Genomic DNA, 13,135 nt, shown 5'->3' on the forward strand with positions numbered 1-13,135 from the left:
ATAAACGAGAAGGTATATGAATAAAATATTTACGCGTATTTCTACTATACTGTTGACTCTGCTATTCATGTGGAGTGGAAGTTATGCTCAAACCATAACCGCAGTACGGGGGAAAGTAACTGATTCGAAAGATAAGCAGAGTATTATTGGCGCCAGTGTGGTAGAGATTGATAAAGATCGGCGGACTGTAAATGGCGTTGTTACAGATATAGATGGAAATTTTGTTTTGCGTATTTCCAATCCAAATAATAAGATCATGGTATCCTTTATTGGATATGTAACGCAGAAAGAAATTAGTATCAATGGACGGGCAGTCATTAATGTTCAATTGGTTCCAAGTACCAATAGTTTGGACGATGTAACTGTGGTTGCCAGACGTAAAACTAACAATGGAACGGGAATGAATGTAGACGATAGGGATCGTACCACAGCCATTGTCAGCATAGATGCGAAAGTACTGGAAGAGATGCAAGCCGGGTCTATAGATCAGGCATTGCAAGGCCGTTTGTCAGGCGTGGATATTGCAGCTACTTCCGGAGATCCGGGTGCTGGGATGTCAATCCGAATTCGCGGTACTTCTTCCCTTAATGGGGCAACAGAGCCATTAATCGTTGTTGATGGAATGCCTTATGAAACTGCTGTTCCTGAAGGTTTCAATTTTGCGACGGCAGATGATCAGGGTTATGCTCAACTTTTAAATATTGCTCCTTCGGATATTAAGGATATTAGCGTATTGAAGGATGCGGCAGCCACTGCGCTTTGGGGCTCGAGAGGGTCGAATGGTGTATTAATTATCAATACGAAACGTGGTTCAATAGGTAAGCCGCAAATCAGTTATACTTTTAAAGGCTCCTTATCTCAACAGCCGAGTGCCATCCCAATGCTAACGGGCGATCAGTATTCCATGTTGATACCAGAAGAGTTTATGAACAGGAATGGGGTTCCACTAAATACACAAACGGTTAAAGAATTTCAATATGATCCTCAAGATTTATACTGGTACAAAAATTATAGCAACAATACCGACTGGATCTCGGCCATATCCCGTACAGGAAATCTTCAAGACCATAACGTTTCTATTTCTGGTGGTGGTGAAAAAGCAAGATACTTTGCTTCATTGGGTTACTTTGGTCAGCAAGGAACAACGATAGGTACAGATTTAAGCCGTATCACTACACGTATCAACTTAGATTATAATGTATCTAATCGTTTACGCTTTCGTACAGATTTTGCTTATACGCATGTTTCCAATAATCAATTGTATAGCAATGTGCGTGATGTAGCCTATAGTAAGATGCCAAACATGAGCATCATGGAGTACAATGATTATGGACTGTTAACACCCAATTATTTTTCCCCGGCATCTAACATTCAAGGCTATTTCTATTTTGATGATAAGAATGCCATCAAAGGAACTTATAATCCAGTCGCTATGGCTATGGCTGCTACCAATAGGTCTCTTGGGGATCGGATTATTCCACATTTTAATCTGCAATTTGACATCGTTAAAGATTTGTTGATGGCTACAACCGATGTTGTTTTTGATATCAATACGCAAAAAACAAGTACATTTTTGCCTCAAATTGCTACAGGAAGACCATTTACAGAAATTACAGTTAACAGAGCGACAGATCTGGATTACGACGTTTTTAATGTGGGTACAAAAACTAATTTACTTTTTACCCCGCATCTGAACGATAAACATAAGTTTCAAGCGCTGATGAGTTTTCAGACTGCCGACAACCGTTATGTAAATCAGAATGTGATGAATGCCAATACTGCATCTTCTTTATTTCAGGATCCATCTATTCCGGGAAGAACTCAAAATGATCAGATTAAGTTGGGTTCAGTTCAAACACAATACCGTACTGTTGCTGGTCTCGTAAATGCCAATTATGGATTTTTGGATCGTTATTTTATTAGTGGATCTCTTCGGGTGGACGGAAATTCCCGTTTTGGAGAAAATAATAGGTTTGGCTTGTTCCCGTCCATATCTGGAAGGTACCGCTTCTCAGGAGAACATTTCATGGAGCGGTTCAAGTTTATTGATGATTTAAGTTTTCGTTTGAGTTATGCACAATCTGGAAATGCCCCAAAAAAGGACTATACTTTTTATAACACCTATGGGAATTTCGATTGGAGTTATATGGGACTGTCCGGTGTTTATACACAAAATATGGAGTTGACCAATTTAAAATGGGAAACGGTACATGGTCTAAATTACGGGTTAAGTTTTGCTTTATTTAACAGTCGTGTAGTTGGTGATGTCGATATTTATCGCAACAGAACTAAAGACTTATTTCTTCCAGGGCTTAGGCTCGCGACTTACACAGGTTTTGATGCTGTCGATATGAATATTGGTACTATGGACAACCAGGGATGGGAGTTTAACATCAATACACAAGTTGTGAAATCAAAAAAATGGCGGGTTGACTTCAGTTTCAATATTGCACAGAATCAAAATATGATAAGGGAAATCTCTCCACTTTATCCAACAGAAAATAAGGCTAAAATTAATGAAAACGGAAAGTTTAAACAATTCCTGCAGATTAATAATCCTTTCGGATCATTTTATGGGTTCAAATTTCAAGGTGTGTACAAAGATAAGGAAGAAACTGTGGCCAAAGATAAAAACGGAGCACCTATCCTAGATCCTAATGGCAACAAAGTATATATGCGCTTTAACTATCCGGGTACAGATTATATCTTTCAACCAGGTGATGCCAAGTATGAAGATATTAATCATGATGGTACGATTGATTATAAGGATATTGTTTATTTAGGCAACAGCAATCCGAAATTTACAGGTGGATTTGGTCCATCTATTACTTTTAACGGTAATATTAAGCTATCAGCTTTTTTTAGCTATAGAACAGGTTATCAGTTGATCAATGGGACTAAAATGAATACAACAAATATGTCCGGTTATGGCAATCAAAGTACTGCAGTATTAAGAAGATGGAGGAACGAGGGAGACGTAACTGATGTGCCACGCGCGCTATATGGCAGTGGTTACAACTGGTTAGGTTCAAGTCGTTACGTAGAGGACGGATCCTACCTGAAATGGAGGACGATTACTTTAAGGTATGATTTTGATAAGAAAATACTTAAACGATTTAAATTGAATGCACTGAGTATTTACGGAACAGGGGAAAATTTGATCACGTTCACTAAATACCTGGGACAGGATCCAGAGGTAGGGACTAAAATTACAGATGCATTCTCTATTGCAATCGATAATTCGATGACCCCACCACCGAAAGTATTTACTATAGGAATATCTACCCGGTTTTAATTGATAAAGAATAAGAACATGAAAAGAAATATTTATAGAGTTTCACTACTCATCCTATTGTTTTCGATTTCTTCCTGTAAGAAATGGTTAACACTCAAACCTCAAGATGGAATTATTCGTAACGAGTTTTGGAAAACGAAAGAGGATGTACAAGCGGCGGTGATTGGGTGTTATTCATCTCTTTTGGGTGCACCCATAGGTATAAAAGATCGTGCATTGGTTGACTATCTTTTTATTTGGGGAGAGTTAAGGGCAGATATGGTATCTCCAGGTCTGGGAATTACGATAGATGAACAAAATATTATGAACGTTAATATATTGTCTAGTAATTCTTTAACTAGTTGGAAGTCATTGTATCGAACCATTAATTATTGCAATACGGTGATTGACTTTGCTCCAGATGTAAAGAAGGTAGACAATACATTTACCCAAGTAAGTTTAGATGCATATCTGGCGGAAGCATTGGCTTTGCGCAGCCTGATGTATTTTTATGTAGTGCGCACTTGGGGTGATGCTCCTTTGAAGTTAAAGTCAACTTCTACTGATCAGGAGATTCAAAACCTTGGCACAACAGACAAAGCTACCATATTAAACCAGATTATTGCAGATTTATTAAAGGCGGAAAGTTTGGCTGTCACAACTTATGGAAATAAACAATATGACACTGGAAGGATCACAAAATATACTATCGAAACCATGCTGGCAGATGTTTATTTATGGATGGAAAAATACAATGAGTGTATCGAGATGTGTAATAAAGTGATCGATTCGAAGAAGTTTAGTCTTGTCTCAGGTGCACAAATGTATCATAATGTATTTTATCAGGGTAATTCAACAGAAGGTATTTTTGAATTTCAATTTGATGCACAAAAGTTGAATCCTTTTTACGCAATGTTCTTACCTACAAATCGACGTTTGAATGCTGCACCAAATGTAATGGAAACCATCTATACACAAGATTTTGTAAATGATTTGAATGTAGACCGGAGAGGGCTTGATGCAGCAGTTCGTCCTAAAGACAACATGATTTACAAATACATGGGTGTTGATTACAATACGACTCGAACTTCAGATATATCCTATGCACATTGGTTTGCTTACAGATACCCGGATGTACTTTTGATGAAAGCCGAAGCTTGCTCTCAAGTAGGTCGAGGACAAGAGGCACTGGACTTGGTTAAAGTTGTTCGCGATAGGGCAGGTGCACTGGTTGCAACAGAAAGAAAGCCGGACATTACGGACAAAGACGGAATTGCAGATTATATTTTGGAAGAACGGGCCCGGGAGTTTTCATTTGAAGGCAAGCGCTGGTATGATATTCTGAGAAATGCGAAAAGAGGCAATTATAGGCGAATTGACGTGATTTTAAACATGGTTGCGGCGGCTGTTCCTAGTGATTTACAACAATCTGCTATTGTAAAGTATCAGGATAAGAACAGTCATTATCTCCCAATATTTGATGATGAAATCAATACTGACAAGACTTTGAAACAGAATCCATTTTACAAATAATCTATAAAGAATATGATTATGAAAACACTAAATTTTAAAAAAGGTATTTGCGCAACTATTTGTGCATTGCTTATGGCTATAGTCTTGTTGTTTTCTTGCAAAAGGGAACATATGACGCTAACAACAACTAGTGATGTAAACATAACAGGTTATTTTGAAAACAACCCTGATCGATTTTCTGAATTTCAGAAAATACTGGAAAAAAGTGGTACAGCAAGTTTTTTGGGTGCTTACGGAAAATACACTGTTTTTGCACCTACTAATGATGCGGTTAAATCGTATCTCCAAGCTATAGGGAAATCTTCAATCGATCAGATTTCAGCTGCAGAGCTGAAAGATCTGGTCCGATTACATACGATTGTAGATACAGTTTCTACGGCATTCTTTAAAGATGGAAAATTGCAGCAATTGACAATGTTTGGACAGTACTTATTGACAGGGGCAGCCAACATAGATGGGGTTACCCGTTATACGATTAACAGGCAGGCGAATGTAATACAAGCAAATATTCGCACAGGAAATGGGATTATACACGTATTAGATAAAGTATTGACTCCGGCTACCAAGACATTAGCCCAAATGATAGAAGGAGATACTAAATATTCCATTTTTCTTGAAGCATTGAAAGCAACTAAGTTTTACGACTCTTTAAATGTATTGCCAGCAAATAATACCAGAGATACTACACGTCGTTTTCAAACACTGATTGCTGAAACTGATAATGTTTTTAAATCAGCAGGAATTAATTCTTATGCACAACTCAAGGCAAAGTATAGCAAATCAGGAGACCCTACTAATCATGCAGATAGTTTATGGTTATTTGTTGCTTATCGGATTTCTCCTCAGGCCCGCTATTTGGCAGATATTGTTACTGCATCGTCACACCCAACTTTGGCACCCCAAGAGATTATAACATCCAAGTTGGATGGTCAAAATGTTCTTATTAATGACGATGTGTTCAATGGTGTGCGCGAGCCAGGTTATCTAATAGATCGATTAGCAAGTGATAATACGGCGACAAATGGAGTCTTGCATTCTGTAACAGGGAACTATGCTATAAAAGTGCGTCAGGCGACTCCGATATATTGGGATCTTGCAGATCAACCTGAGCTGATGAAGCTGTCCACATTTAGAAAGCTTGGAGCTCCGGATGTATCTATTGGTATTAAAACTAGTCTGTGCGCTGGTATTGCATTTGGAACTTCAAGTTCGGGTACTGATAATTTGTACAGAGTAGCACCGCTAGCTGACCCTTATGCGAATGGAGATCTGTTAGTATTAGCATTTGGATCTGGTCGTCAACCCTGGATGAATTTTACCACACCGATGTTGGTTAAAGGCAAATATAAAGTTTGGGTGTGTTATAGAAGGGGGGACTTACCTAGTTTACAAGCTAGTATGGACCCAGGTACTTCACAGGAACAGATTTTGCCAAATGTAGCGGTTTGGTTGGATTACTTGACGGCTTCAGGTGTTTCGCTTAGCGATCCCAATTCCGATAATTTATTGGAATCCTATGGATATAAAAGATATGCAGCAGATAATCCTTCGTCAAATTCGAATTTTGTCGGGCGTTTGATGGGGACAGTCAATATCCAAACAACAGATAGACATGTACTTCGTTTAACCTCAGTTGGAGGAAAAGCTGGTTCTGTAACGATCGATATGGTTCAATTTATTCCGGTAGATATGGATCAACAGTATCCACGTATTCGGCGGGATGGAACACTTCAAAATAGACCTTAATATAATTGACGATTTAAAATGTATTACATGATATATAGTTTCCGGAAGCATTTATTGCTACTAATTTTTTTCGCATCAATGATTATGTTCATCTCCTGTAAGGATAATTGGGCAGCAAGAACTGAATTGATTAATAAAGATAATTCGATAACCCTTCTAGATAAAGTTAGGCAGCAGCCTGAATTGAGTAGATTTGTTGATCTTCTTGTAAAAACAGGTTATGATCAGGTTTTGGAGTCTTCCAAGACATTTACCGTATGGGCTCCAACAAATGATGCGCTGCAAAAGGTTCCGGCAGCTACGTTAAATGACGATGTGCTTGCAAAATTATTTGTTGCGAATCATATTGTTAACCAGAATTACTCCGTGGCATTACTTAAATTAAATGGTTTATCCGAAGAACGAATTCAAACTTTAAATGGCAAGTATATCACTTTTAGTCAAAATGGAGTTGATGAAGCTAAATTGATTAAAGCTGATCTGGCAGTAAAGAATGGCGTATTTCATGAGATTGATGCAGCACTCGAAGTACATCAAAATGTGTATGAATATGTTAGTGGATTAACAACGAACGGGCAAAAGCAAAATAATTTTATCAAGTCCTTAAATTATGATTTAGATGGTGCTGGTAATAAAGTGTATGCTGTATCAGGGACAAGAAATGATTTTTCTGAGCAAATAGCCCGTCTAAGTAATGAACGAGGTCAGTTTACTTATATTTTGTTGACAGATGATGCGTTCGATCAGGAATACAATAAGTTGAATAAATATTTTAAGGTTACAAGGACCGATAGTCGGTATGATAGTACAACTGTTTACCGAACCTCCTGGAATGTGATTAAAGATTTGGTGGCAAATACGATTGTTCCAATTGAAAAGTTGGGCACGTCTTTGCTATCCTCCACAGGTGTGAATATACCTATAGATAAAAGTGCAATCGTTTCTTCTTATCGGGCAAGCAACGGTATCGTTTACATCATGAATAAGGTCAATTTTAATGTGCTTCAAGATAAAATTCGCCCTATTGTAATTAAAGGTGAAAGTTTGACTTCTTATTCTCAAAACGATAAAAGTGCCAATATTTTTACCAGAATACGATCAGACGAAAATGGCTTGCAGTTTTCTGATAAGTTTATATCTGGAACCGGCGTCGCTTCATTTTGGGCAAGGGGAAGAATTAATAATCTTTACTCAACCAAATATCAGGTTTATTGGCGTGCTTTAAATGACCAGTCCTGGTCTACTGCAACACCTTCTGCTCCAGTTAATTTTAAGCAGAAACTAGGGTTTTCATCCGCAATTGGTTCAACACTACCTTATGTGGATATAATACCTTATACGACTGTGGCATATAACGATCCTACTGATAAAATCAGGCCTCGGGCTCCATTTGCTGAGGTTTATCTTGGAGACATTACAGTTAATACTTGGGGGAACACTTTTCTATATGCCATCGGTGATGCAGTGACTACTGCTGGTTTAAATACGATCAGTCTTGATTATGTTAAACTGGTACCAATCAATTAATTCTCAACCAGCCATAAAATTATGCACAATCTGAATATTAATATTAAACAAAAGCTATTTACAGCAGCGCTGGTTGTTATAGGTTTAGCGGGGTATGCACAACAACCCGATTCTCTGAAAACAGAAGTCCCTGTAAAAAAGACTTCTAAGAACCAGATCAAAGCAACAGGTACAATAAAAGATGCGCTTACTGGAAAACCTTTGAACGGTATTACTGTTGCTGTTCCTGGATTTTCATCTAGTTTTACAGATGAAAAAGGTAGGTTTTCTGTTAAGGTACCTGATTATAAAGTAACGCTGATGATTTCAGGTCCTGGTTACCAACAAAAAGATATCGCTTTAAAGTCACATAAGGAGATAACCGCTTCTTTATTCGAAAGCGCATTCAATTCATTTTATGATGAAGCGATTTTCTTAACAGGTCCTATACAGTTAAATAAATCCACAGCCGCAATTTCTACTATTAATACTGAAGGAAGCTGGGCCTTGAACAGTGAAACGCCAGATAGTTATTTACAGGGAAGGGTTCCTGGTTTAAATGTGATTAGACGTTCAGGAACTCCCGGAATTGGTGCAGAATTATTTTTACGTGGATTCAATTCACTAAATACGCGAAACCAGCCTCTGATTATTGTAGATGGAATGGTTTACGATAATACCAGTTACGGTAATTCCATGATTGCGGGCCATGTGAGTAACCCACTTCAAAACATTGACCCCAAGGATATCGAAAACATTACTGTCATTAAAGATGCTACAGCATCAATTTATGGTGCGCGTTCTGCTAATGGTGTAATTGTGATTACGACTTCACATGCCAAAGAACTTACTACAAAAATAGATTTTGCAGCTTACGGCGGACTTAATTTTACACCCAAGCAAATCCCGGTTATGCAGGCTGGGGATTATCGTATTTATGTTTCCGAATTGTTGAAAAGTGGCGGCTATACAGATAGCCAGATTGCTGCTTTACCGTATATGAATGATAACAAAGCAAATCCGAGTTATTATAATTATCACAACAATACCAATTGGCAGGATAAGGTGTTTAAGCAGAGCTATAATCAAAATTACTTTTTGAAAGTTACCGGAGGAGATGATATTGCCAAGTATGCGCTCTCTATGGGCGTTACTAACAATAAAGGCATTACAAAAGAGACGGATCAGCAACGTTACAACACCCGATTTAATGCTGATTTTAACCTGGCTAGGAAGCTGACTGCAAATGCAAATTTAGCTTTTAGCTATAGCGAACAAAAATTGTTTGATCAGGGATTATCACCAAAGACTAATCCTGTTTACATTGGTTTGGTGAAGTCCCCATTGGTTGCTCCAAATATTTTTGATGGAAATGGTGTGGCTTCTCCTTTATTAGCAGAAGCAGATACCTTTTCTGTGAGCAACCCGGTTGCATTGATCGAAAATGCTCAATTGAAAAGTAAGGTGTATCGCTTCTTTGGCTCTATTAATTTTAAATACGAACTGTCCAAAGAATTTGCCTTATCTACACTAATCGGTGTAAATTATGATAAAAACAGAGAAAATGTATTCATTCCTCGTAAGGGTTCTGTAAATGATACCTTGAGCAATGCGATTGCGCAAAACAGACTGGCAAATCAGGTGCAGCGTTTATTTACCTTATACAATGACACCCGTTTAAGTTATAATAAATCATTTAACCATGATCATAAATTGGCGGCAACTCTTGGCTTCAGATTTAATAGCACGGATGCAGAGCAGGATTTTGCCCTAGGTTACAACTCACCAACGGATCAGTTTATCAGTGTTGGAACAGGTTTAAATGCGCTGCGAAAATTGGGTGGAGATATTGGTTCCTGGCGATGGTTAAATAATTATTTGACTGCAGATTATAGCTATCAGGACAAATATTTTATTTCTGCTAATATTTCCTTAGATGGTTCTTCTAGATTTGGGAAAGATGCCAAAGAAGGGCTAAAATTAGGCGGAGAAACATTTGCGGTTTTACCTGCCATATCTGCTGGTTGGTTGGTTTCTTCAGAAGAGTTTATGAAAGATTTGAATGCAGTTGATTTACTGAAAATACGTGCCAGTTTTGGGTTGACGGCTAATGATGATATCGGGAATTATACTGCTCGTCAATACTATATTTCTCAAAATTTATTGGGAATGCAAGGGCTGGTAAGGGGAAATATTGCTAATCCTCAATTGCAATGGGAATCCGTTCGCAAGGCCAATTTAGGCGTTGATGTGGCGCTGTTTAACGAACGTTTATCGTTAAGTCTGGATGTATACAATAATAAAACATCAAAAATGCTAATTTACGAACCTTTAGAGTCCTTTTCTGGCTTAGCATTTGCAACGACAAATAGTGGAGGAATGCGAACCAATGGTTTTGATTTGGGTATTAACGCAAGGATTGTAAATTATGGATTATGGAAATGGGATACTGGTATTACCTTAGGAACCTACAAAACTAAAATTACTGAGCTTCCACAAAATGCTATTTTTAATAATTATGCAGGTGCAACTTATATCAGTCAGGTTGGTAGAGAAGCCAATTTGTTTTATGGATACAAAACAAATGGCATTTTTGCCAGTAATGCAGATGCTACAACCTCAGGATTAGCTATTAAAACTTCAAACGGAACGATTCGTAATTTTACAGGTGGAGATGTTCGTTTTGTAGATACCAATGGTGATAAGGTTATTGATGATAAAGACCGCGTGGTAATTGGGAATCCAAATCCTGACTTCTTTGGAAGTTTTACCAACCATGTTGCCTGGCAACGTTGGTCGCTTGATGCACAAATGACTTTTAGTGTAGGCAATGACTTGTATAATTATACCCGTAGAAATATAGAATCTGTGAGTACGATGGCCAATCAAACATTGGCAATGAACAATCGCTGGAAAGCTGACGGACAGGCAACTGACATACCAAAAACGAGTTTCGGGGATCCTATGGGAAATTCACGTTTTTCTGACCGGTGGATTGAGGATGGATCTTACCTCCGTTTACGTACTATAACGGCTACTTACAATTTGCCAATGAAGGACAAATTTTTAAAGTATGCCAAAGTATATGTTACAGCCAATAATCTATTTACGATGACAAAATATTTGGGATATGATCCTGAGTTTAGTGCAACAGGAAGCATTTATACGCAAGGGATAGATACCACTCTGGAACCACAGTTCCGCTCTGTGCAATTGGGTGTAAGAATTGGATTATAATTTACCAGATAAAAAGATGATGATGAAAATATACTCGAAATTAACATGTGGTGTTTTACTGGTAGCTAGCCTGACATCCATTTCCTGTAAAAAAATATTAGATGTAGAGCCAAAAGACAAGCTCGATGTTATTCAAACTTACAGAAACGTATATGACGCTGACGCCGCCGTGATTGGGATTTATGGTAAGTTTATGAATCTGGCAAAACAATACGTAGTGCTCAATGAATTGCGTGCAGATTTAATGGATGTAACCGCAAATTCAGATCAGTATCTGAAACAGGTTACAACAAGTAATGTAACGGAAGATAATCCCTATGCAGATCCAAGGCCTTTTTATGAGGTGATTCTAAACTGTAATGATGCCTTGAAGAACTTTGATGTAATGTTGAGGGATAACAAAATGACGGTAGCTGAATATAATACGCGTTATTCCGACATCGGAGCCATTCGTTCTTTTGTGTATTTACAATTAGGCATTCATTTTGGCCGGATCCCTTATGTTACTGACCCTATTTCAAATATCAATGATCTAAAGGATGAATCTAAATTTCCTAAATTGACATTTGATCAATTGTTGGACAAGCTGATTACTTTTACTGATGCACTGCCTTATAAAGAGATGTATCCGACAGGAACATCATTAATTACAACGGTGGATACTTATGCAACAGAGAAGTTCTTTATCAATAAAAACTGTCTTTTAGGTGATCTGCATTTATGGAAAAATGACTACCGTACCGCAGCAGAGTATTATAAAAGAGTTTTATCGTTGTATGACGCAGATGGTAATATAAATATTGCTTTTTATAGGTATAAGCTGACAGCTTCTGATGTACAGAATAATAACGATAACCGAGTGAGTTATACCCGCTTTAGGGAGCAAGATATTAATCAATTGGTAGATAATAATAATCAAGGCTGGCGTTCCATATTCGGACGCGCCCAGACGGATGCTTTTTTTAACCATGAATGGATATGGGTCTTGCCATTTGATAAAAGCTTTCAACCTCAAAACCCTTTTGTTGAATTGTTCTCTAATCAAGGAGGGAAGTATCAGGTTACGGCGTCTCAATCGGCTATAGATCGTTGGAATAGTCAGACCCAGATGAATGGATTCCCTTATGATCAACGTGGTAGATTTACAGTTCGTGCAGTGAGTGGTCAACCGGTTATCATGAAATATATATACCGTTATCAGGATCCAACTACTTTGGGGCTGCCAATTAATCCATTAGAGAAAGGAGGGTATTGGTATCTATATAGGGCCGCAACACTTTTCTTACGTTATGCGGAAGCGGCTAATCGAGACAATCAAGATAAGGTAGCCTACGCATTTTTAAATGACGGTATTAAAAATACATTTGATACTAATCCAGCCAATAGCGATCAGACAAATAAACAAGCAACATTTCTTCCCTTTCCGTATAATTTTGATGCACGGATGGGAACAATTCCTTATTTCAGAGATCCATGGCATAATTCATCTGGAGTAAGGACAAGAGGTTATCTTAAACCCAACACAATTGATTCGGCTCGTTTTTTTGACATGAGTGTTCCGGGGAATCCGAAAAAAGCAGTAACAGATAGACAAGGTTTGATTCTTCATATGGAAAATAAGATAATAAATGAAGCTGCTTTGGAATTGGCTTATGAAGGAAATCGTTGGCCAGATCTTGTTCGGATTGCGCGCCGTAGAAATGATCCAGCTTATCTGGCTGACAAGATCTACGATAAATTATCTAAAGATGGCAATCCAGATGCGGCGATGGTTCGTGGTAAATTAATGGATCCGAATAATTGGTATTTGCCATTTAAGTGGAAATAGAATAAGCAAGT

At 37.9% G+C, this 13,135-nt stretch carries 6 protein-coding genes; all 6 read left to right on the forward strand.

Annotated elements, in window-relative coordinates; all coding sequences use genetic code 11:
* The first annotated feature begins 16 nt into the window (after nt 1–16).
* The 6 genes from P0Y49_03280 to P0Y49_03305 all read left to right on the forward strand — a co-directional run bounded on the left by P0Y49_03280 (nt 17) and on the right by P0Y49_03305 (nt 13,124).
* Complete coding sequence (locus P0Y49_03280) at nt 17–3,295, forward strand: SusC/RagA family TonB-linked outer membrane protein (protein WEK20171.1); 3,279 nt, start codon at nt 17–19, stop codon at nt 3,293–3,295.
* Nucleotides 3,296–3,313: 18 nt separating this feature from the next.
* The gene (locus P0Y49_03285; GenBank protein WEK20172.1) at nt 3,314–4,807 is read left to right on the forward strand and encodes a RagB/SusD family nutrient uptake outer membrane protein; all 1,494 of its coding nucleotides are present in this window, start codon (nt 3,314–3,316) and stop codon (nt 4,805–4,807) included.
* 18 nt (nt 4,808–4,825) lie between these two features.
* Complete coding sequence (locus P0Y49_03290) at nt 4,826–6,553, forward strand: fasciclin domain-containing protein (protein WEK20173.1); 1,728 nt, start codon at nt 4,826–4,828, stop codon at nt 6,551–6,553.
* A gap of 78 nt (nt 6,554–6,631) precedes the next feature.
* Nucleotides 6,632–8,080 carry a fasciclin domain-containing protein gene (locus P0Y49_03295; GenBank protein ID WEK20174.1) on the forward strand — a complete coding sequence of 483 codons (1,449 nt, stop codon included), beginning with the start codon at nt 6,632–6,634 and terminating at the stop codon, nt 8,078–8,080.
* A gap of 21 nt (nt 8,081–8,101) precedes the next feature.
* Nucleotides 8,102–11,296, forward strand: a complete 3,195-nt coding sequence (locus P0Y49_03300; protein WEK20175.1) for a SusC/RagA family TonB-linked outer membrane protein — start codon at nt 8,102–8,104, stop codon at nt 11,294–11,296.
* Between the two features lie 16 nt (nt 11,297–11,312).
* The gene (locus P0Y49_03305; GenBank protein WEK20176.1) at nt 11,313–13,124 is read left to right on the forward strand and encodes a RagB/SusD family nutrient uptake outer membrane protein; all 1,812 of its coding nucleotides are present in this window, start codon (nt 11,313–11,315) and stop codon (nt 13,122–13,124) included.
* Nucleotides 13,125–13,135: the final 11 nt, after the last annotated feature.

The sequence above is a fragment of the Candidatus Pedobacter colombiensis genome, assembly GCA_029202485.1.
GTDB lineage: Bacteria > Bacteroidota > Bacteroidia > Sphingobacteriales > Sphingobacteriaceae > Pedobacter > Pedobacter colombiensis.